Below are 24,517 nucleotides of genomic sequence, written 5' to 3' on the forward strand. Positions count from 1 at the left end.
CCTCAGCGGTCGTCGCGCCCGGCACATTCAGGACACGCCCAGTTCGTTGTCGATGAAGTCGAGAACCTGGGCCGCGGACGCGGACTCCAGCCTCTCCGCGGCGGTCATCTCTTCCTCCGCCGACTTTCGTGTCGCCTTCCACTTCGCCAGCAGGCTTTCGAGCCGTGCCGTGACCGCCCCCGAGTCGTCGTCTTCCATCTCAAGGCCGATCAGGGTGGTTTCGAGCCTGGCCAGTTCGTTGAGGACCGGATCGGCGCCTCCCCGGCCCGGTGTGGCGCCGACCGCCGGGGCGATGCGCTCCAGGAGGTAGCCGGCGAGCACGACCGCGTCCGGATAGTCGAAGACGAGGGCGGCGGGCAGGCGCAGACCGGTGGCGGCGGCGAGTCGGTTACGCAGTTCCACGGCGGTCAGCGAGTCGAAGCCCAGCTCCTTGAAGGTGGTGTCCGCCTGCACCGCTTCGGCGTCGGCGTGTCCGAGCACGGTGGCCACATGGCCACGGACCAACTGGAGGACGGCGCGGCGCTGTTCCGCGGCGGACAGGCCCGCCAGCCGGTCGGCCCAGTCGTCCGGCCGTGCGTCGGCCGCCGCCGCCGTACGCCGCGCCACCGCGCCACCGGCACCGGAGGCGGCGAGGGCGCGGAGCGTGGCGGGGAGGCTGTCGGCGGGCTGGGTGGCGAGGACACGCGTGTTCATATCCGCCGCGATCAACTGGTGGCCGCCGTGCTCGGACGCCGCGTCGAGCAGCCGGAGGGCGTGGTCCGCGGCCATCGCGGTGACGCCCGAGCGGGACATCCGGGCCAGGTCCGCGTCGGCGAGGCCGCCGGTCATCTCGCTGGCCTCGGCCCACAGGCCCCACGCCACCGAGACCGTCGGCAGGCCCAGCGCCCGGCGGTGGGCCGCCAGCGCGTCGCAGAAGGCGTTGGCCGCCGCGTAGTTGGCCTGCCCCGGGCTGCCCATGACTCCGGCGGCCGACGAGAACAGCACGAACGCGCCCAGGCGCAGATGTGCCGTCGCGGTGTGCAGATGCGCCGCGGCGGTGGCCTTCGCCGCCCAGACCCGCGCCAGCCGCTCGGGAGTCTGCGCGGTGACGACGGCGTCGTCCAGCACACCCGCGGCATGGATGACCGCGGTCAGCGGATGCGCGGGATCGACCCCGGCCACCAGATCGGCCACGGCTGTCGCGTCGGTGACGTCGGCCGCGACGATGCGTACTCCCGCGCCCAGGGCGGTCAGCCGGGCGGCGAGGCCCTGGGTGCCCGGCGCGTCCGCGCCCCGGCGGCTCACCAGCAACAGATGGCCGATCCGCCAGACCCGTACGAGGTGTTCGGCGACCAGCGCGCCCAGCGTGCCGGTGCCACCGGTGATGAGGACCGTGCCGTCCGGGTTCACCGGGGCGGGAACGTTCAGGACCAGCTTGCCGGTGTGCTTGGCCTGGCTGAGATGGCGCAGCGCCTCACGTGTCCGGCTCAGCGGCCAGGTCCGGACCGGCAGCGGCGGCAGGGCCGCGGTGGATCCGGGGGCGCCGGTGGATCCGGTGACTTCGGTGGCCCCGGCGGCCCCGGTAGCTCCGGCCACCTCGGTAGCTCCGGGGGTTACGGTGACCCCGGTGGCCTCGGTAGCCCCGGTGGTGAACAGCTCGCCCAGTTCGCCCAGCATCCGGCCGATGCGTTCGGGTCCGGCATCGGTGATCAGGTCGTAGACCTGGTACGTCACCCCAGGGTGCTCCTCCGCGACATGCTCCGGGTCACGGAGGTCGGTCTTGCCCATCTCCAGCAGCCGACCTCCCTCGCCCAGCAGCCGCAGGGAGGCGTCAACGAAGGGCCCGGCGAGGCTGTTGAGCACCACATCGACACCACGTCCGCCGGTGGCCTCGCGGAACACCTCCTCGAAGTCCAGATCGCGCGACGAGGCCCGGTGGGCCGCGTCGATGCCCATCCCCTCCAGCACACCGTGCTTCGCCGGGCTCGCCGTCGCGTAGACCTCCGCCCCCAGGTGGCGGGCGATCCGCACGGCCGCCATGCCCACACCGCCGGTCGCGGCATGGATCAGGACCGACTCCCCGGCCCGGAGCCCGGCCAGCTCCACGAGCCCGTACCAGGCGGTCAGGTATGCCACCGGCACCGAGGCCGCCTGCGGATAGGTCCACCCGGCGGGAATGGGCGCCACCATGCGGGCGTCGGTCACCGCCGTCGGGCCGAACGCGCGGTCGAAGACCCCCATGACCCGGTCGCCCACGGCGAGCCCGGTCACCTCGGACCCATGGCCCAGCACCACGCCGGCGCCCTCGCCACCGAGCCCCGTCTGGCCCGGGACCATGCCCAAACTGATCAGTGCGTCGCGGAAGTTGATACCGGCCGCGTGCACCGCCACCCGCACCTGCTGTGGTCCGAGGGGCCCGAGCACCTCCGGGCACGGCACCGCCTTCACGTTCTCCACCGTGGCCGCGCCGGTCAGCTCCAGCCGCCATGCGGGCTGTCCCACCAGTGCGGCCACACCGCCGCTGCTCACACCACCGGCACGCATCAGCCGGGGCACCCGAAGCCGCCCCGCCCGCAGTGCGACCTGCGGCTCGTCCAGGTGCGCCGCCCATGCCACCGCGCTGCGCACGTCCTCCGCGAGCGGCTCGGCGTCCGGGTCGAGATCGATCAGAGAGAACCGCCCAGGGTTCTCCGCCTGCGCACTGCGCACCAGCCCGCAGACGGCGGCCCCGGCCATGTTCACGCCGCCATCTCCAGCGCCTTCAGTCTCGGAAGCGTCGATCGCCGCCGCTCCCCGCGTGGCCACCACCAGCCGGGCGTCGGCCAGCCGAGGTTCGGCCAGCCAGCCCCGCACGAGCTCCAGCACCCACTCCGAGGCCGCCAGACCGTCGGCCGCCAGGTCTGTGCCGAGGTGCCTCTCGGACGTGTCGCCGAGGGCGGGCAGATACGCGATGGCCACCGAGGGAACGGGGCCGTCACCGTCGAGTGCGGACACCAACGCCTCCAGATGCGGATGGCGTACCCCGCCCGGCACGACCGGCCCGCACTCGTCCGGCCCCAGAACCACCCAACCGCCGCCGTCCGCCGGATCCGTCTCCTGACCCTCCGTATCGGTGTCCTGTGCGGGAATGGGCGGGGACGTCCACTCCAAGGTGAACAGCCCGTCCACCTGCGGCCCGCCGGAGGTTTGCGGTTGGTCGACGGCGGCCGGGCGCATCACCAGCGAGTCGACGGTCAGCACCGGACCGCCCACGGCGTCGGCCACCTCGACCCGCAGCCCGCGCTCGCCCTCAGGGCCACCCGCCTCCTGCCGTCGGGGCGAGAGCCGCACCCGTACGGTCGTGGCACCGCCCGCCCACAGCGATACGCCACTCCAGGCGAACGGCAGCCACACCCGGCCGTCGTCGTGGTCCTCCTCGGGCCGGTCCAGGAGGAACGCCGGATGCAGCGCGGCGTCCAGCAGCGCCGGGTGGATCCCGAACCCCTCCGGGTCTCCGGCGGCCTCGGGCAGCGCCACTTCGGCGAGCAGATCGGCGCCGTCCCGCCATACCGCCCGCATTCCACGGAACGACGGCCCGTACGCGTACCCGGACGCCTCGGCGCGCTCGTAGAACCCGTCCAGCCGTACGGGCTCCGCGCCCACCGGAGGCCACGCCGGGTCCGGCTCGCCAACCGGGCCCCGCGCGGGGCTCTGCGGAGACGGCGGCCCCAGGATGCCCTCGGCGTGGCATACCCAGCCCGGTTCGGCGCCGGGCTCCACATCGCGGTCGGGCCGGGAGTACACCCGCACATCGCGCCGCCCGTCCTCGGTGGCCACGCCGACCACCACCTGAACGCGCAGCCCACCGGACGCGGGCAGGACGAGCGGTACCTGGAGCGCCAGCTCCTCCACCCCTCCGCAGCCCGCCTCGTCGGCGGCCCGCAGCGCCCACTCGACCAGCGCCGCGCCCGGCGCCAGCGCGGCGCCCGCCAGCACATGCTCGGCCAGCCAGCCCCCGGCGCCCCCGGCCGTAACCCGGCCGGTCAGCACCAGCCCGCCATCGGCGAGCCCGACGGCCGCCGGCAGGTGCGTGTGCTCAACGCGCTGCAGCCCGGCGGCCCCCACGTCCCCGACGCCACCGCCCGCCGCCAGCCAGTAGCGCTCGCGCTGGAAGGCGTACGTCGGCAGATCGACCGTCCGGGGCGCCGGATCGGCCGGGAACCAGCGGACCCAGTCGACGTCCGCGCCATGGGTGTGCAGTTGGGCGAGGGCGTGACCGAGTGCGTGGGCATCGGGGCGTTTGCGGCTCAAAGTGGCGGCCACCAGCGGGCTCGGCCGCCCGGCCCCGGCCTCACCCGTATCGGTGTCGGCCGCCGCCTCATCGGTGGCGGCCGTCGCCTCGTCGGTGGCGGCCGTCGCCTCGTCGGTGGCGAGGTGCTGAAGGGTGTGCTGGGTCGCGGTGGCCAGGACGGGGTCGGGGCCGAGCTCGAGGAAGACGCCGGTTTCGGGTGCGATATGAGTGACGGCGGGATGGAATCGCACGGGTTGGCGGATGTGCCGCACCCAGTAGTCCGGTGTGGCCATCTCCTCATCGGCCGGCTCACCGGTGAGGTTGCTGAGCACCGGAAGGGCGGGCCGGTGGAAGGTCAGGCCGTCGATGGCTCGCGCGAACGGCTCCAGGATGGGGTCCATCAGCGGGGAGTGGAAGGCGTGGCTGACCATCAGCGTCCTGGTCTTGCGGCCCCTCGCCGCCCAGGTGGCGCGGATGTCGGCGACCAGCTCGATCGGGCCGGATACCACGGTGTTGCCGGGGGTGTTCAGGGCGGCGATGCCCACCTGGCCGTCGTATGCCACCAGATCCTCGGCGAGTTCGTCGGCCGTGGCGGAGATGGTGGCCATGCCTCCGCCGGTGGGGAGTTGACCCATGAGCGTGGCGCGGGCGGCCACGAGTCGGCAGGCGTCGGGGAGGTCGAAGACCCCGGCGACATGGGCGGCGGCGATCTCTCCGATGGAGTGGCCGATGACGGCGTCGGGGCGTAGGCCGAACGAGTCGAGCAGTCGCGCCAGGGCGATGTGCAGCGCGAACAGCCCCGCCTGGGCGTAGGTGGTGTGGTCCAGCAGCCCCGGCCGCTCGGCCACACCGTGGAAGACCACATCGCGGAGGGGATGGTCCAGATGGGGGTCGAGCAGCCCGCAGACCTCGTCGAACGCGATGGCGAACACCGGGAACCGGTCGTACAACCCGGCCCCCATCCCCTGGCGTTGGCTGCCCTGACCGCTGAAGAGCCACACCGTCTTGCCCGCCACCGCCGCTCCACTGCCGGGGAGCACCACACCCGGATGAGGCTCTCCGGTGGCCAGCGCCTCCACGGCGGCCAGCAGCTCGGCGCGGTCATCGGCCAACGCCACCGCCCGGTGCTCGAAGAGCGACCGGGCAGTCGCGAGCGACCAGCCCACCTCGACCGTCGACATCTCCGGGCACCCGGCCACCCGTTCGGCCAGCGCCGCGGCCTGGCCACGCAGTGCCTCCGCGCTCCGCGCGGACAGCAGCCATGGGACAGCCGGTAGGCGGCCGGGGGAGGCCACGGGCTCGGTCGTGACACGCTCGACCCGCTCGGGGGCCTGCTCAAGAAGAAGATGGGCGTTGGTGCCGGAGGCGCCGAACGAGGACACCCCGGCCCGGCGCGGCCGCTCACCGCCCGGCCACTCCACCGGCTCGGTCAGCAGCCGCACCGCACCGCTGTTCCAGTCCACATGGGGAGTGGGTTCGTCAATGTGCAGCGAGGCGGGCAGCGTTCCGTGCCGGATCGCCTGCACCATCTTGATGACACCCGCGACACCCGCCGCCGCCTGGGCATGCCCGATGTTGGACTTGATCGAGCCCAGCAGCAGCGGCCGCTCGACCGGGCGTTCCTGACCGTACGTGGCCAGGAGCGCCTGCGCCTCGATCGGATCCCCCAATGTCGTACCCGTACCGTGCGCCTCCACCGCGTCGACGTCGGACGGCGACAGACCGGCGCTAGCCAGCGCCTGCCGGATCACCCGCTGCTGTGAGGGGCCGTTGGGCGCGGTGAGCCCGTTGGACGCGCCGTCCTGGTTGACAGCGGAGCCACGGATCACGGCCAGGATGTCGTGGCCGTTGCGGCGGGCGTCCGACAGCCGTTCCAGCAGCAGAACGCCCACGCCTTCGCTCCAGCCGGTGCCATCGGCCGCAGCGGCGAAGGGCTTGCAGCGGCCATCGGGGGCCAGGCCGCGCTGACGGGAGAAGCCGGTGAACACATCCGGGGTGGCCATCACCGTCACCCCACCGGCCAACGCCAGCGTGCACTCCCCCTGCCGCAACGCCTGCGCCGCCAGATGCATCGCCACCAACGACGACGAACACGCGGTATCGACCGTCACGGCTGGGCCTTCGAAGCCCAGCGTGTACGCCACCCGGCCCGAGACCACACTGCCCGAACTGGCCAGCATGGCGTAGCCCTCCAGCCGCGCGTCGCCGCCGCTGAGCCCGGCGGCGTAGTCGTGGTACATCACGCCCGCGTAGACACCGGTCGGGCTGCCCTTCAACGACACCGGGTCGATCCCCGCCCGCTCCAGCACCTCCCACGACGCCTCCAACAGCAACCGCTGCTGCGGATCCGTCGCCAGCGCCTCGCGCGGATTGATCCCGAAGAACGCCGCGTCGAACGCATCGGCGTCGTACAGGAACCCGCCCTCGCGCGCGTACGAGGTGCCGGGGTGATCGGGGTCCGGATGGAACAGCGCATCCAGGTCCCAGCCCCGGCCGGTCGGAAACTCCCCGATCACGTCCTTCCCCGACGCGACCAGATCCCAGAGTTCCTCGGGCGAGCTGACCCCACCCGGGAAGCGGCAGGTCATCGCGACGATCGCGATCGACTCATCCGCGTCGGCCCTCGCGGCGAGGGGAGCACGGGAGCCCGCGGTCTCGCCCGTCAGCCGGGTACACAGATACTCCGCAAGCACCCGAGGCGTCGGATAGTCGAACACCAACGTCGCCGGCAACCGCAACCCCGTCACCACCGACAACCGATTACGCAACTCCACCGCCGTCAACGAATCAAAACCCAACTCCTTGAACGCCGCATCCACCCGCACCTCACCCAACGAACCAAACCCCAACACCACCGCCACACCACCCCGCACCACATCCACCACCACACCCAACCGACCAGCCGCATCCAACCCCACCAACTCAGCCGCCAACCCCGAGGCCGACGGACCACCCTCAGCGGCCCGCCGCCGGGCACGGCCGGACACCAACCCCCGCAACACCGCCGGAAGGTCCTGACGAGCCACCCCGGCCGTGTCGACGGCGGCGGCGACACAGAGGGGGCTGCCCTGGGCACAGGCGGCATCGAGCAGGCCCAGCGCCTTCTCGCTGGACATCGCGGTGATACCCGAGCGCGACATCCGGGCCCGGTCCGTCGCGACGAGCTTTCCGGTCAGCTCGCTTGACTGGGCCCATAGGCCCCATGCCACCGACAGCCCCGGCAGGCCATGGGCCTGACGGTGGGCGGCAAGGGCGTCACAAAAGGCGTTCGCCGCCGCGTAGTTGGCCTGCCCGGGACTGCCCAGGACGCCAGCGGCCGACGAGAACATCGCGAACAGGGACAGCGGAAGATCGGCAGTGGCGGTGTGCAGATGAGCCGCACCCGTCGCCTTGGCCGCCCACACCCTGGCAAGCCGTTCGGGCGTCTGCGAGGTCACCACCGCGTCGTCGAGCAGCCCCGTGGCATGGATGACACCGGTCAGCGGATGATCGACGTCGATCCCCGCCACGAGCTCGGCCACCGCCGACGCGTCCGTGACGTCCACGGCGGCGATCCGCACCCGCGCGCCCAACTCCTCCAGGCGCGCTGTCAGTTCGTCGGCTCGCGGGGCGTCCGGCCCGCGACGGCTCACCAGGAGGAGATGGCCGACCTGCCGGGTGCGCACCAGATGTTCGGCCACCAGGCCGCCGAGGGTGCCGGTGCCGCCCGTCACCAGCACGGTGCCGTCCGGATCGAGCGCCACAGGGGCGTCCCGTCCCTCCGGACCGCTGTCGGCGGAGGCACGGATCAGCCGTGGCACCCACACCCGCCCATCCCGCACGGCCAACTGCGGTTCGTCCAGATCCACCGCTCGCGCGACGGCGTCCCGTACGTTGTCCGCGCTCGCGTCGGCTGCCGGGCCGAGGTCGGTGTCGAGGTCGGTGTCGAGGTCGGTGTCGAGGTCGAGGTCGAGCAGCAGGAAACGCCCCGGGTTCTCCGCCTGAGCGCTCCGCAGAAGCCCCCAGAGCGCGGCGGCGGCCACATCCGTACCGCCCTCGGCGTCGGCGACGGTGACCGCGCCACGCGTCATCACGACCAACCGGGCATCGGCGAGCCGTGGCTCGGCAAGCCACTTCTGCACCAGTGCCAGAGCCCGCTGTGCCATCGCCAGACCAGCCGCCGCCAGACCGGCAGTCGCCAGGTCGGCATCGGCATCGGCGTCCTGGCGCGGGAACTCGGCGAGCACCACGGCCGGAACCGGCTCCCCGTCATCGATCCTCGCGAGCAATGCCTCCAGATCCGGGGCAGCACCCTCGGTGGCCAGCACCACCCAGCTACCGCGATCGGCCACCGGCCCGTCGGTCCGAATCGGCTGCGGCAGTGGGATCCAGTCCAGGACGAACAGACCCTCCACACCACGCGTCGCCCCAGCCCGCAACTGCTCTACGACAGCCTGTCGCGTCACCAGGGAGTCGACCGTCAGAACGGGGTCGCCCACGGCATCGGCCACCACCAGCCGCAGCCCGCGCTCACCCTCGGCACCGCCCTGATGCGGGGACAGCCGAACGCGTACGGTGCTGGCTCCAGCGGCCCACAGCGACACCCCGTTCCAGGCGAACGGCAACCACACCTGGTCGCCATCCCGCTCCTGGTCAGGCCCGGTGTCGAGCAGGAGGGCCGGGTGCAGGGCCGCGTCGAGCAGCACCGGGTGGATGCCGAACCCGTCCGCGTCGCCCGCCACCTCGGGCAGCGCCACCTCGGCCAGCAGGTCCGCACCGTCCCGCCACACCGCGCGCAACCCCTGGAACGACGGCCCGTACGCATAACCTGCCGCCGCGGAGCGCTCGTAGAACCCCTCCAGATCAACCGGGTGCGCACCCGCCGGAGGCCATGTGCCGCCCAGCCCCTCGGCCGACCGGTCCGTGCCTTCCGGTGCTGCCGGGCTCAGCACCCCCTCGGCATGGCACACCCAGCCCACATCGGCGCCCGGGTCGGCCTCGCCATCCGGACGGGAGTAGATCCGCACATCACGCCGCCCGTCCTCCGCCGCAGCGCCCAGCACCACCTGGACACGCAGCCCGCCCGACTCGGGCAGCACCAACGGGACCTGCAGCGCCAGCTCCTCGACCCCACCACAGTCGACCTCATCGGCCGCTCGCAACGCCCACTCCACCAGGGCCGCCCCCGGGGCCAGGGCGGCGTCCGCCACGATGTGCTCGCCGAGCCAGCCATCACCGCCACCGGCCGCAATGCGCCCGGTGAGCAGATGGGTGCTTCCATCGGCCAGCTCGACGGCGGCGCCCAGCAACGGATGGCCCGCGGCGACCAGACCGAGCCCGCTGGGGTCACCGGTCGCACCCGAGGCGTTCATCCAGTAACGCTGGTGCTGGAAGGCGTACGTGGGCAGATCGACGGTACGAGGGGCGGGGTCGGCCGGAAACGCCGCCCTCCAATCCACCTCAACCCCGGCGATGAACGCCTGACCGAGAGAATGGAGAAGCTGAGCCTGACCACCATGGTCGCGACGCAAGGTCGGCACGGCGACCGCGTCCACCCCCGCCTCCTCAAAGGACTCCTGCATACCGAGGATCAGCACCGGGTGAGTACTGGACTCGATGAACACCCGATACCCATCCGACAGCAGAGCCTCGACGGCGTCGGCGAACCGCACCCGCTCCCGCAGATTCCGCACCCAATAGTCCGTACCCAGGCCAGCCGCATCGACCCGGCCCCCCGTCACCGTCGAATAAAACGCCACCTCATCCGCCCCACCGACAACCGGGCGGACACCAGCAAGGACCTCGTTCAACTCCTCACGGATCTCCTCCACCTGAGGGCCATGCGAGGCATAGTCCACCTCAATCAGCCGCGCCCGCTCCCCCGCCCCCTGACACGCGACCACGACACCGGCCACCTGCTCCGGCGGACCCGAAACCACCGTCGACGAAGGCCCATTCACAGCCGCCACACCCACACCAGCGGCCTGACCGCCTAGCTCCGACAACAGCCGCCCCGCCCGCTCCCGACCCACCCCCAGCGACGCCATCGCCCCACCACCGGCCAGCCGCCGCAACGCCCTGCTCCGCAACGCCACGACCTTCGCACCGTCCTCCAACGACAGCACCCCCGCGACCACAGCCGCCGCAATCTCACCCTGGCTATGACCCACCACCGCCGCAGGACACACCCCATACCCCGCCCACACCGCCGCCAACGACACCATCACGGCCCACAACACCGGCTGGACCACATCCACCCGCCCCAGATCCGCCGCACCCTCCACCCCACGCAACACATCCGTGAGCGACCAATCCACATACGGCGCCAGCGCCCGCTCACACTCCGCCACCCGAGCCGCGAACACCGGGGACCCTTCCAGCAGCTCCGCACCCATCCCCACCCACTGCGAACCCTGACCCGGAAACACCAACACCGGACCCACATTCCCCGCCAACGCCGCCACCCCCGACTCCACCACACCCGGATGCGACACACCCCCCGCCAACGCCCCCACACCCCCCAACAACCCGGCCCGATCACCACCCACCACCACCGCCCGATACTCAAACACCGACCGCGACGAAACCAACGACCACCCCACATCAACCAACGAAAACTCGGACACACCACCCACCCGCTCAGCCAACACCGCAGCCTGCCCCCGCAACGCCTCCACACTCCGCCCCGACACCACCCACGGAACCGCGCCGCCCACCTCAGGGGAGGGCACCGACGCATCATCCTCAGGAGCCTGCTCCACAATCACATGCGCATTGGTGCCGCTGATCCCGAACGCGGACACCCCGGCCCGGCGTGGCCGCTCGTTCCTCGGCCACTCCACCGGGTCCGTGAGCAGCCGCACCGCCCCGCCGGACCAGTCCGCGTGCGGGGTCGGCTCATCGACGTGCAGTGTGGCGGGCAGCAGTTGATGGCGGAGGGCCATCACCATCTTGATCACACCGGCCACACCCGCCGCACCCTGCGTATGGCCGATGTTGGACTTCAGCGAGCCGAGCCACAGCGGCCGGTCCTCCGGCCGGTCCCGGCCGTACGCGGCGAGCAGCGCCTCGGCCTCGATCGGGTCGCCGAGCGTGGTGCCCGTGCCATGCGCCTCCACCGCGTCCACCTCGGCGGACGACAACTGTGCGTTGATCAGCGCCTGGCGGATCACCCGCTGCTGCGAGGGGCCGTTCGGCGCGGTGAGCCCGTTCGACGCGCCGTCCTGGTTGATGGCCGAACCCCGGAGCACCGCCAGCACCTGGTGGCCGTTGCGCTGTGCGTCGGACAGCCGCTCCAGCAACAGGAGCCCCACGCCTTCCGAGAAGCCCGTGCCGTCGGCGGCGGCCGCGAAGGGCTTGCAGCGGCCGTCGGGGGCGAGACCGCGCTGGCGGGAGAACTCCACAAAGGTATTCGGGGTGGTCATCACGGTCACGCCACCGGCCAGCGCCAGGGTGCACTCGCCCTGCCGCAGCGCCTGGCTGGCCAGATGCATCGCGACCAGCGACGACGAACACGCCGTATCCACCGTCACCGCGGGCCCCTCCAGCCCGAGGGTGAAGGCCACCCGACCCGAGACGACGCTCAGGGTGTTTCCGGTGAGCAGATATCCTTCCGCGCTCTTTTCGATCTGCGGGGTACCGAAGCCGAGGATTCCGGCGCCCGCGTAGACCCCGGTGGGGGTGCCCTTCAACGAAGCGGGGTCGATTCCGGCGCGTTCGATCAATTCCCAGGAGACTTCCAGCAGTTGGCGCTGCTGGGGCTCGGCCGCCAGGGCCTCGCGCGGGCTGATGCCGAAGAAGGTGGCGTCGAAGCCGTCGGCCCGGTCGAGGAATCCGCCGTGGCGGACATAGCTGGTGCCGGAGTGGTCGGGGTCCGGGTGGAACAGCCCGTTCAGGTCCCAGCCACGGTCGGTGGGAAACTCCCCGATCGCGTCCCCGCGCGAGGCGACCAGCTGCCACAGGTCTTCGGGCGAGGTGATTCCGCCGGGGAACCGGCAGGCCATGCTGACGATGGCCACCGGCTCCTGGGAACGCTCCTCCATCTCACGAAGCCGCCGACGTGTCTGCCCCAGATCGGCCGTGACCTTCTTGAGGTACTGGCGGAGCTTCTCTTCGGTACCCGACATCAGTTCCGCGCCTCCATCAGGGCAATTCACGGTCAATGAGCTCGAACATCTCGTCGTCCGAGGCGGCTTCGAGGGCGTCGAAGTCGGTCGCGCCGGCCGGGTCGCCGGATCCGCCGCCGTTCCACTTCGCCAGCAGGGCGCCCAGCCGTTGGGCGATCCGCTCCCGGCCTTCGTCGTCCGTGTCGAGGGTGGCCAGGGTGGTGTCCAGCCTGGCCAGCTCGCCCAGGACCGGGTCGACGGCGTCCCGCCCCGGCGTGGCCCCGTCGCCGGGGGCCAGCCGTTCCAGCAGGTGGTCGGCGAGTACGGCCGCCTCCGGGTAGTCGAAGACCATTCCGGCGGGCAGGCGCAGTCCGGTGGCGGCGGCGAGGCGGTTGCGCAGTTCGACGGCGGTCAGCGAGTCGAAGCCCAGCTCCTTGAAGCTGGCCTCTGCCTGCACGGCGTCCACGTCGGCGTGGCCGAGCACCGTGGCGGCGTGGCCACGGACCAGGTTGAGGACGAGTCGGTGTCGTTCAGCCGTTGACAGGCCCGCGAGCCGGGCGCCCCAGTCGACCTGTCGGCCCTCCCCGGCCGCCGCCGCGGTGCGCCGCCCGGCGCCGCCACCGCCGCCGGTGGCGGCCAGGGCGCGCAGCGTGGCGGGCAGGCTGTCGGCGGGCAGTCCGGCGAGGGTGCGCGGGTCCACCTGCGCGGCGACCAGATGGGCGCCGCCGTGCTGGACCGCGGCGTCGAGCAGGGCCAGCCCGTGCCGGGTGCTCAGGGCGGCCACGCCGGTACGGGACATCCGGGCCAGATCCGCCTCGGCGAGGTGTCCGGTCATGCCGCTTGCGTCGGCCCACAGGCCCCAGGCGATCGAGACTCCCGGCAGCCCGAGGGCCCGGCGGTGGGCGGCGAGCGCGTCGCAAAAGGCGTTGGCGGCGGCGTAGTTGGCCTGTCCCGGGCTGCCGAGTGTGCCCGAGGCGGAGGAGAAGAGGACGAACATGCCGAGCCGCAGATGCGCCGTCGCCGTGTGCAGATGGGCCGCGGCCGTGGCCTTGGCCGTCCAGACCTGCGCCAGCCGTTCGGGGGTCTGTGAGGTCACCACCGCGTCGTCCAGCACACCGGTGGCGTGGATGACTCCGGTCAGCGGATGCTCCGGAGCGATCCCCGCCACCAGCTCGGCCACCGCCGAGGCGTCGGTGACATCCACCGCCGCGACGCGCACCCGCGCGCCCAGTTCCTCCAGCCGGACGGTCAGGTCGCGGGCGCCCGGAGCGTCCGGTCCCCGCCTGCTCACCAGCAGCAGATGGCGGATACCCCAGGCGCGGACGAGGTGTTCGGCGATGTAGGCGCCCAGGGTGCCGGTGCCACCGGTGATGAGGACCGTGCCGTCCGGGTCGACCGCGGCGGGCACGTCGAGCACCAGCTTGCCGGTGTGCTTGGCCTGGCTCAGCTGCCGCAGCGCGTCCCGCGCCCGGCTGAGCGGCCAGGGCCGTACGGGTGCGGGCCGCAGCACTCCGGCGGCGAACAGCTCGCTCAACTCGCGCAGCATCTCCCCGATGCGGTCCGGCCCGGCGTCGGGGACCAGGTCGAAGGCGCGATAGCGGACGCCCGTACGCACGGCAGCGAGGTGTTCCGGGGCACGGATGTCGGTCTTGCCCATCTCGGAGAGCCGTCCACCGTCGGCCAGCAGCCGCAGGGAGGCGTCCACGAAAGGCCCTGCGAGGCTGTTGAGCACCACATCGACACCACGTCCGCCGGTGGCCTCGCGGAACGCCTCCTCGAAGTCCAGATCGCGCGACGAGGCCCGGTGCGCCCGGTCGATGCCCATCTCCTCCAGCACACCGTGCTTCGCCGGGCTCGCCGTGGCATAGACCTCGGCGCCCAGGTGGCGGGCGATCTGCACCGCCGCCATGCCGACGCCGCCGGTGGCGGCGTGGATCAGCACCGTTTCGCCGTTCCGCAGCCCGGCCAGGTCCACCAGCCCGTACCAGGCGGTGAGGAACACCACCGGTACGGCGGCCGCCTGCCGGAAGTTCCAGCCGTCTGGGATCGGCACGACCATGCGCGCGTCCGCCACCGCCCGGGGGCCGAACGCGCCCTCGAACAGGCCCATGACCCGGTCGCCCACGGCGAGCCCGGTCACCTCCGGGCCGATGTCCACGACCACTCCGGCGCCCTCACTGCCACGGAACACCCCGCCCCCGGGGTACATCCCGACGACGATGAGCGCATCGCGGAAGTTCATGCCCGCCGCGTGCACCGCGATCCGGACCTCTCCCGGCCCCAGCGGCTCCAACACCTCGGGGCACGGCACGGGCGTCACATGGTCCACGGTGGACGCGCCAGCCACGGCGAGCCGCCACGCGGACTGTGCCACCGGGCCCACCAGACCACCGCTGCCGGGGCCGCCCGCACGCGTCAAGCGGGGTGCCCGCACCCGGCCGGAGCCCACCGCCACCTGCGGTTCGTCCAGGGCGACGGCCCTCTGCACACCGTCCAGCACCGCCGCGCCGGTCTCGTCGGGGTCGGGCGTGCCGTGCGGATCGCTGTCGAGCAGGATGAACCGGTCCGGGTTCTCCGCCTGTGCGCTGCGCAGCAGCCCCCACACGGCGGCACCGGACGTGTCCACGGCCCCGGAGCCGGGGTTCTCCGCCACGGGGCCACCGGACGCGACCGCGCCGTGTGTCACCACCACCAAGCGGCTGTCGGTCAGCCGGGGTTCGGCCAGCCAGCTCCGCAGCAGGTCCAGGGTCCGCCGTACGGCCACCAGGGCATCGGCCTCGGCGGCCCCGATGTCCACGGCGGTCGTCGAGGCCGGTACGGCGGTCAGCGCCACCGGGGGCACGGTTGCCCCGGCGTCGATCGCCGCGACCAGCGACTCCAGGTCCGGGTGGCGGACCATGCCCGAGGGGGCCCAGTCCAGGCCCTCGGAGCCCAGCGCCACCCAGCCGCCGTCCCCTGCCACCGGCTGGGGCAGGCCCGTGTCCGCGCCGGGCGCCACCTCGGGGAGCGGGATCCAGTCCAGGGTGAACAGCCCGTCCACGGCGCCTCGTCCGGCGGTCCGCAGCTGATCCGTACGGGCCGCGCGCAGCACCAGCGAGTCGACCGTCAGAACCGGGTCGCCCACGGCGTCGGCCACGGCGATACGCAGCGCCCGCTCGCCGTCCGCGCCCTGCTCACGCGGGGACAGCCGGACGCGTACGGTGGTCGCTCCGGCGGCCCACAGGGACACGCCGTTCCAGGCGAACGGCAGCCACACCCGGCCGTCGTCGTGCCGTTCCTCGGGCCGGTCGGGTTGGTCGGGCCGTTCGAGGAGGGACGCCGGGTGCAGCGAGGCGTCCAGCAGCGCCGGGTGGATGCCGAATCCGGCCTGGTCGCCCGCGGCTTCGGGCAGCGCCACCTCGGCCAGCACATCCGCACCGTCGCGCCACAGCTTCCGGACGCCCCGGAACGCGGGGCCGTATCCATATCCGGCGGCCTCGGCACGCTCGTAGAAGCCGTCCGTGTCCAGCGCCTCCGCGCTCGCCGGGGGCCAGGCCCCGGCGAGCTGGGGTGCCGGTTCGCCCTGGGGGCCGAGTACGCCGGCCGCATGGCATACCCAGACCGGGGCGGCGGTGGTTTCGGCGTCGCGATCGGGCCGGGAGTACACCCGTACCTCGCGGCGTCCGTCATCGGCGGCCTGGCCCACCACCACCTGGACGCGCAGACCACCGGTTTCGGGGAGGACGAGCGGGACTTGCAGGGCGAGTTCCTCCACCGTGCCGCAGCCCGCCTCGTCGGCTGCCCGCAGCGCCCATTCGACCTGGGCCGCGCCCGGCACCAGCCGGGCGCCCGCCACCACGTGTTCGCCGAGCCAGCCCTCGCCACCACCGGCCGTCAGCCGTCCGGTGAGCAGATGGGTGCTGCCGTCGGCGAGCTCAACGGCCGCGCCGAGCAGCGGGTGGTCCGCGGAGACCAGGCCGAGGTCGGTGGGGTCGCCACCCCGGCCCGCGGTGCCCTCGAGCCAGTAGCGCTCGCGCTGGAAGGCGTAGGTGGGCAGCGGGACGGTGCGGGGCGCGGGGGCGGTGGGGAACAGGGTGGTCCAGTCGACGTCGACCCCCGCGGTGAACGCCTGGGCCAGCGATCGCACCAGCTGGGCGAGATCGCCGTGATCCCGGCGCAGGGTGGGCACGGTGGCGGCGGGGAAGCCCGCCTCCTCGAAGCTCTCCTGCATGCCCACCGTGAGGACCGGGTGGGTGCTGACCTCGATGAACACCCGGTGGCCAGCGGCCAGCAGCGCCTGGATCGCCTCGGCGAACCGTACCGGCTCCCGCAGGTTCCGTACCCAGTAACCCGTGTCCAGGACGGAGCCGTCGGCACGGGCACCCGTCACGGTGGAGTAGAACACCACCCCGGAGGATCCGGGCGTCCCGACCGGCTCGACTCCCCTGAGCAGCTGGGTGAGTTCGTCGGCGATCTCATCGACCTGGGGACTGTGCGAGGCGTAGTCCACCTCGATCATCCTGGCCCGTTCCCCGGTGTCACGGCAGGCGGCCACGGCCGCGGCCACCTGCTCCGGCGGGCCGGACACCACCGTGGAGGCGGGGCCGTTCACGGCGGCCACGACCACGGCGGTGGCGCGGTCGCCGAGGCCGGACAGCAGATCCGTGGCCTGTTCCTGACCCACGCCGAGGGAGGCCATGGCCCCGCCACCGGCCAGTTGGCGCAGCGCCCGGCTGCGCAGGGCCACGATCCGGGCGCCGTCCTCCAAGGTGAGCGCCCCGGCCACACAGGCGGCGGCGATCTCGCCCTGGCTGTGGCCCACGACGGCGGCGGGCCGCACCCCGTGGCCCGCCCATACGGCGGCCAGGGACACCATCACCGCCCAGAGCACCGGCTGCACCACATCCACCCGGCTCAGATCGCCCGCGCCGTCCACGCCGCGCAGCACATCGGTGAGCGACCAGTCGACGTGGGGCGCGAGTGCTCGTTCGCACTCGGCCACCCGGGCGGCGAACACCGGTGAGGCGTCCAGCAGTCCGGCGCCCATCCCGATCCACTGCGAGCCCTGGCCGGGGAAGACCAGCACCGGGCCCGAGCCGCCCGTGGTGGCGGCCGTGCCCGTGTGCACCACGCCCGGGTGTGTCTCGTCGGCCGCCAGCGCCTCGATGGCCGCCATCAGTTCGGCGCGGCTCTCGCCGACCACCACGGCGCGGTGGTCGAACAGGGTACGGGAGCGGATGAGGGACCAGCCCACCTCGACGGGCGAGGCCGTGGGGCCGGTGGTCAGCCGCGCGGCCAGCGCCCGCGCCTGGTCCCGCAGCGCGCCCGGCCCCCGCGCGGACAGCACCCAGGGCACCACCCGGGGTGCACTGGACTCGGGCTCGTACTCCGTACGTTGGTGGGGGACCTGTTCCAGGATCACATGGGCGTTGGTGCCGCTGATGCCGAAGGAGGACACACCGGCCCGGCGCGGACGCTCGCCCGCCGGCCACTCGACCGCCTCGGTGAGCAGCCGCACTCCGTCGTCGTCCCAGTCCACATGCGGGCTCGGCTCATCGATGTGCAGCGAGGCGGGCAGCAGGCCGTGGCGCATCGCCATCACCATCTTGATCACACCCGCCACGCCCGCGGCGGCCTGCGTATGACCGATGTTGGACTTGATGGAGCCGAGCCACAGCGGACGTCCCTCCGGCCGCTCCTGCCCGTACGTGGCCAGTAGCGCCTGCGCCTCGATGGGATCGCCGAGTGTGGTGCCCGTGCCGTGGGCCTCGACCACGTCGACGTCCGCCGGGGAGAGCCGTGCGGTGGCCAGGGCCTGGCGGATCACCCGCTGCTGGGATGGCCCGTTCGGCGCGGTCAGACCGTTGGACGCGCCGTCCTGGTTGACCGCCGATCCGCGGATCACCGCCAGTACCTCACGGCCGTTGCGGCGCGCGTCCGACAGCCGCTCCAGGACGAGCAGCCCGATGCCCTCGCCCCAGCCGGTGCCGTCGGCCGCCGCGGCGAACGGCTTGCAGCGGCCGTCCGGGGCCAGTCCGCGCTGCCGTGAGAACTCCACGAAGGTGTTCGGCGTGGCCATCACCGTGACACCACCGGCCAGGGCCAGGGTGCACTCGCCCTGCCGCAGGGCCTGCGCCGCGAGATGCATCGCCACCAGCGACGACGAACACGCCGTGTCCACCGTCACCGCCGGCCCCTCCAGGCCGAAGGTGAACGCCACCCGGCCGGAGGCGATGCTCGGTGTGCTGCCGGTCATCAGCCGGCCCTCGACACCCTCGGGGGTGCGGCCCAGGAAGCGGCTTCCGTAGTCGTCGTACATCACCCCGGTGATCACCGCGCCACGGCTGCCGCGCAGGCTCACCGGGTCGATGCCCGCGCTCTCGAACGCCTGCCACGCCGTCTCCAGCAGCAGCCGCTGCTGGGGGTCGGTGGCCAGCGCCTCGCGGGGCGAGATCCCGAAGAACTCGGCGTCGAACCGCGGCGCCTCGTAGAGGAATCCGCCCTCGCGTGCGTAGCTGGTACCGGTGTGGTCCGGGTCGGGGTCGAAGAGGCCACCGAGGTCCCAGCCGCGGTCGGCGGGGAACTCCCCGATCGCGTCCACGCCCTCGGCCACCAGCCGCCACAGCTCCTCGGGGGAGCCGACGCCGCCCGGATAGCGGCAGGCCATGCCGACGATGGCGATCGGGTCGTCGTCGGTGGCCACGACGGCCGGCGTCGTCGGGAGCGGTGTCCCGGCCGGTGCGCCGACCAGCCGCTCCCGCAGGAAGCGCACCAGGGCGTCGGGGGTCGGATAGTCGAAGATGACGGTGGCCGGGATCCGGGTGCCGGTGGCGGCGTTGAGCCGGTTGCGCAGGTCGAGTGCCGTGAGCGAGTCGAAGCCGAGGTCCTGGAAGGCCCTGCCCAGGTCGATGGCCTCCGGTGCGGGATGGGCGAGCACGGTGGCCACCTGGTCGCGTACCAGCTCTCCGATGAGCCGGTCCTGCTCCTCGGTGGACAGCCCGGTGAGCCGCCCGGACAAGGAGCCCGAACCGGCGTTCCGCGCGGCCCGCGCGGGGACGTGCACCAGCCGCCGCAGTACGGGCGGAAGTGGCCCGGCGGCGGCCCGTGTGCGCAGCGCCGCGAGGTCGAAGCGCGCGGGGACGAGCGTGGGGTGGTCGGTGGTGAGTGCCGCGTCGAGCAGCGTCAGCGCCTGCTCGTTGGAGACGGCGGCGATACCGGAGCGGGCCATCCGGGCGAGGTCCGCGTCGTCCAGGTGACCGGTCATGCCACCGGCGGACGCCAGCAGCCCCCAGGCCAGCGTGTGGGCCGTCCGCCCCTCGGCGCGGCGGTGCTCGGCGAGGGCGTTGAGGAACATGTTGGCCGCGGCGTAGTTGGCCTGGCCGCCGTTGCCCATGATGGAGGCGGCGGAGGAGAACATCACGAACGCGGCCGGATCCATGTCCCGGGTCAGCCGGTGCAGATGCCACGCGGCATCCAGCTTCGGGGCGAGTACGGTGTCGAGTTGCCCGGGGGTCATGGCGGTGACCACACCGTCGTCGAGCACCCCCGCGGCATGGATGACGGCCGTCAGCGGATGGGCTTCGGGGAGCGAGGCGAGCAGGGCGGCCAGCGCCTCGGGGTCGGCGGCGTCACACGCGGTGACGCGTACGTCCGCCGCGCCCAGCGCGGTCAGTTCGTCCGCGAACGCGTCGATGTCCTCCCTGATGCCACCGTGCCTGCTGACCAGCAGTAGATGGCGGGCGCCGTGTGCGGCGACCAGATGGCGAGCGACCAGTCGGCCCAGGGCTCCGGTGCCACCGGTGATCAGCGCGGTGCCGTCCGGGTCGAGGGCGCGGGGCGGCCCGTCTCGGTCAGGGCGAACGGTGACCAGACGGGGCACATGGGCCGTTCCCGCCCGCACCGCCACCTCGGATTCGGCACCGGCGACGGCGGCCGGAAGGACGGTGCGCAGGGCATCGCGCGAGGCGGGGTCGTCGTCCAGGTCGAGCAGCAGGACGCGCTCGGGGTGTTCGGCCTGGGCGGCGCGGACCAGGCCCCATACGGGCGCGGTGGCCAGGTCGGCGGGTCCGTCCCCGGGGCCGGTGGCGACCGCGCCACGGGTGGCGATGACCAGCCGGGCCCCGCCGCACCGCTCGTCCGTCAGCCAGGTGCGCAGCGCGTCGAGGACGTGATGGACCGCCGCGCGTACGCGGGCGGGTGTTTCGTCGGGGTGTGATGAGGTGTCCGGTGCGCCGGGGCATTCGAGGATGACGATGTCGGGGGCGGGCTGTCCGCCGTCCAGGGCGGCTTGTAGTGCGGCCAGGTCCGGGTGTGCCGGGAGTGCCTGGTCCGGGTCCTGGGATCCGACGAGCGCCCAACTCGCCGAGGGCGGGGCGGTGTCGGCGGAGACCGGATACGGCTGCCAGTCCAGGCGGTACAGCGGGGCGTCGGCCGCGGCGGCGCGGGCCGAGCGCCAGCGGTCGGCGGAGACCTCCCGCAGCCCGAGGGCGTCGATGGTGGCCACGGGCGCGCCGTGGTCGTCGGTCAGCCTCAGGGTGATGGTGTCCGGGGCGGTGGGGCTGATGCGTACGCGCAGCCGGGTGGCGCCGGTGGCGAAGAGCCGCACCCCGCCGAAGGAGAACGGCAGCCGGACGGTCCCCTCGGCGCCTTCCGGCGCGTGGCCGCCGCCGAAGCGGCCCATGCCGCCGGAGCCGCCGAAGAGCTCCTCCACCGGGTGCAGCGCGCTGTCGAGCAGGGCGGGGTGCAGCCCGTAGCCGTCGGCCTCGCCGCGCTGTTCGGGGGGCAGACGTACCTCGGCGAACATCTCGTCGCCGAGCCGCCATGCGGTGTGCAGTCCGCGGAAGGCGGGCCCGTAGGCGTACCCCCGCGCGGCCAGGCGCTCGTACAGGTCCGCCACATCCACCGGGACGGCCTCGGCGGGCGGCCAGGCCGTGGCCGGCGGCTCGTCGTCGGGCGGTGGCGTGGCCGCGTCGGACAGGAGGCCGGTGGCGTGGTGGCGCCAGGCGGCCGGGGCGTCCAGGATGTCGCCGCTCTCGTCGGCGGGGCGCGAGGCGATGGTGACGGTCCGTCGTCCGGCCTCGTCGGGCGGGGTGACGGCGAGCTGGATCCGTACCGCGCCGGAGGCGGGCAGGATCAGCGGGGTCTCCAGGGTGAGGTCGTCGATCAGCTCGCAGCCGGTGTGTGCGGCGGCGAGGAGGCCCAGCTCCAGCAGGGCCGTACCGGGCAGGGGGACGCTGTCCGCGATGGTGTGGTCGGCGAGCCAGGCGTGGGTGTGCGCGGACAGCCGTCCGGTGAGCAGCAGCCCTCCGTCGGGCGTTTCCACGGCGGCCTGGAGCAGGGGGTGGCCGGTGGCGCCGAGGCCGACGGCGCGTACGTCGGCGGTGGCGCTCGGGGCAGGCCGCCAGTACCGCTGCCGCTGGAACCGGTAGGTGGGCAGGTCGACATGGCCCGCGTCCTCGGGGACGGCGGCGGCGAAGTCGACCGTGCCGCCGTCGATGTGCGTCAGGGCGAGGGCGGTCAGCAGCGTACGGGGCTCGTCGCGGCCCGGGCGCAGGGCGGTGGCGAACACGGGCGCGGGGTCCGGGGTATCAGGGGTGTCGGCTGTGTCGGCGGCCAGGGCGTCCTGGGCCATGGTGGTGAGGACGGCGTCCGGGCCGAGTTCGAGGTAGCGCGTCACGCCCTCGCCGTGCAGGGTGCGCAGTCCGTCGTGGAACCGTACGGGCTCGATGACGTGGCGCACCCAGTACTCGGGGTCGCGGAGCTGCTCGGGGTCGGCCTGCCGGCCGGTGACGTTGGAGATCACCGGGATGCGTGGAACGTGGTAGGTGAGCCGCCGCGCCACCTCGCGGAAGTCGTCGAGCATGGGGGCCAGAAGGGGCGAGTGGAAGGCGTGGCTGACCCGGAGCCGCTTGGTGCGGTGCCCTTGCTCCTTCAGGGTGCGGGCGATCTCGTCGACGGTTTCGGCGGCTCCGGACACGACCACCGAAGTGGGGCCGTTGATCGCGGCGAGCGCCACCCGGTCCTCGTGGCCCGCGAGCAGGGGGAGAAGCTGCTCCTCGGTGGCTTCCACGGCGGCCATGGCGCCGCCGGAGGGCAGCGCCTGCATCAACCGGCCGCGGGCGGCCACCAGTTCGCAGGCGTCCGGCAGGGACAGCACGCCCGCCACATGTGCCGCCACCAGTTCGCCGACGGAGTGTCCGGTCAGGAACGAGGGGGTGAGGCCGAATGACTCGACGAGCCGGAAGAGCGCGGTCTCCAGGGCGAAGAGGGCCGCCTGGGTCACGCCGGTGCCATGCAGGGCCCGCGCCTGGTCGGTGTCCTCCGCCGCGAACAGGATTTCGCGGAGCGGCCGGCCGGGCAGCGGATCGAGATGGGCGCAGACCTCGTCCAGAGTGGCGGCGAACACCTCGAAGGTCCGGTACAGGTCACGGCCCATGCCGGGCCGCTGGCTGCCCTGGCCGGTGAACATGAAGGCGGTGCCACCGGAGCGGGCGGCCGCCGTGGCCCGGATCAGCCCGGGGTGGCTCTGGTCGTCGGCCAGGGCCCGTACGGCGGCCAGCAGCGTGTCACGGTCCTCGCCGATGGCCACGGCCCGGTGCTCGAAGGCCGAGCGGGTCCGGGACAGCGACCGGCCCACATCGGCCACGGGCAGCCCGGGGTGGGCGGTGAGGTGGGCGGCGAGCGCCTCGGCTTGGTCCCGTAACGCCTGGCCGGTACGGGCGGACACCACCCAGGGCACCACGCGGCGGTCCGGCGCCGCCGCCTCCGCGGCGGTCGGCTCAGGGGTCCCGCCCGACGCGGAGGGCTCGTCGGCGGGGGGCTGTTCGAGCAGCAGATGGGCGTTGGTCCCGGAGATGCCGAAGGAGGACACCGCGGCCCGGCGGGGCCGCTCGCCACGCGGCCACCCGACGGCCTCGGTGAGCAGGCGTACGGCGCCGGTGTCCCACGCCACGTGGGGCGTGGGCTCGGTGACGTTCAAGGTGGCGGGCAGCGTCTCATGCCGCATCGCCATGATCATCTTGATGACACCGGCCACGCCGGCGGCGCCCTGGGTGTGTCCGATGTTGGACTTGACCGACCCCAGCCACAGCGGCCGGTCCTCGGTCCGGTCCCGGCCGTAGGTGGCGAGCAGCGCATGGGCCTCGATGGGATCGCCGAGACGGGTTCCGGTGCCATGCGCCTCCACCACGTCCACCTCGGCCGGGGACAGTCGTGCGTTCGCCAACGCCTGGAGGATGACGCGCTGTTGGGAGGGTCCGTTGGGCGCGGTCAGCCCGTTGGAGGCGCCGTCCTGGTTGATGGCCGAGCCCCGGATCACCGCCAGCACCCGGTGGCCGTTGCGCCGGGCGTCGGACAGCCGCTCCAGCAGCACCAGGCCCACGCCCTCGGAGAAGGCGGTGCCGTCGGCGTCGGCGGAGAACGCCTTGCACCGGCCGTCGGGGGCCAGCCCGCGCTGCCGTGAGAACTCGGTGAAGACGTTCGGGATGGCCATCACCGTCACCCCGCCGGCCAGGGCCAGGGTGCACTCGCCCTGCCGCAGCGCCTGACCGGCCAGGTGCATCGAGACCAGCGAGGACGAGCACGCCGTGTCCACCGTGACGGCCGGCCCCTCCAGGCCGAGGGTGTACGCCACCCGGCCGGAGAGCACACTGGGCGCGTTGCCCGTCACCAGGTAGCCCTCGGCGCTCTTCTCGATATGCGGGGTGCCGAAGCCGGGCAGCGCGGTCCCGGCGTACACGCCCGTCGAGGTGCCCTTCAGCGAGACCGGATCGATTCCGGCGCGTTCGAGCAGTTCCCAGGACACCTCCAGCAGCAGCCGCTGCTGCGGGTCGATGACCAGCGCCTCGCGGGGGCTGATCCCGAAGAACTCGGGGTCGAAGCGGTCGGCGTCGTAGAGGAACCCGCCCTCGCGCGCGTGGCTGGTGCCGGGGTGGTCCGGGTCCGGGTGGAACAGTCCCTCCAGGTCCCAGCCGCGGTCGTCGGGGAACTCCCCCATCGCGTGCGCCCCGGAGGCCAGGAGCCGCCACAGCGCCTCGGGCGAGTCGGCCCCTCCGGGGTAACGGCAGGCCATGCCGACCACGGCCACCGGCTCCTGGGAGCGGTCCTCCAGCTCGCGCAGCCGCTGACGCGTTTCGTGCAGATCGCCTGCCACTCGCCTCAGATAGTCGACCAGCTTCTCTTCATTAGCGTGCGTCACGGAGGATCA

General features: G+C 73.2%; 2 protein-coding genes. Both read right to left on the reverse strand.

What is annotated here, in order from left to right:
• Positions 1 to 27 precede the first annotated feature (27 nt).
• Positions 28 to 12,354 (reverse strand): SDR family NAD(P)-dependent oxidoreductase, encoded by a 12,327-nt coding sequence (locus ACMTAK_RS07095; RefSeq protein WP_413805381.1) that lies wholly within the window; start codon positions 12,352 to 12,354, stop codon positions 28 to 30.
• Between the two features lie 16 nt (positions 12,355 to 12,370).
• Positions 12,371 to 24,508, reverse strand: coding sequence for an SDR family NAD(P)-dependent oxidoreductase (locus ACMTAK_RS07100; RefSeq protein ID WP_413805382.1), 12,138 nt, complete (start codon positions 24,506 to 24,508; stop codon positions 12,371 to 12,373).
• Between the last annotated feature and the right edge of the window lie 9 nt (positions 24,509 to 24,517).

The sequence above is a fragment of the Streptomyces lacaronensis genome, from assembly GCF_047337785.1.
In the GTDB taxonomy this organism is placed as follows: Bacteria; Actinomycetota; Actinomycetes; order Streptomycetales; family Streptomycetaceae; genus Streptomyces; species Streptomyces lycopersici.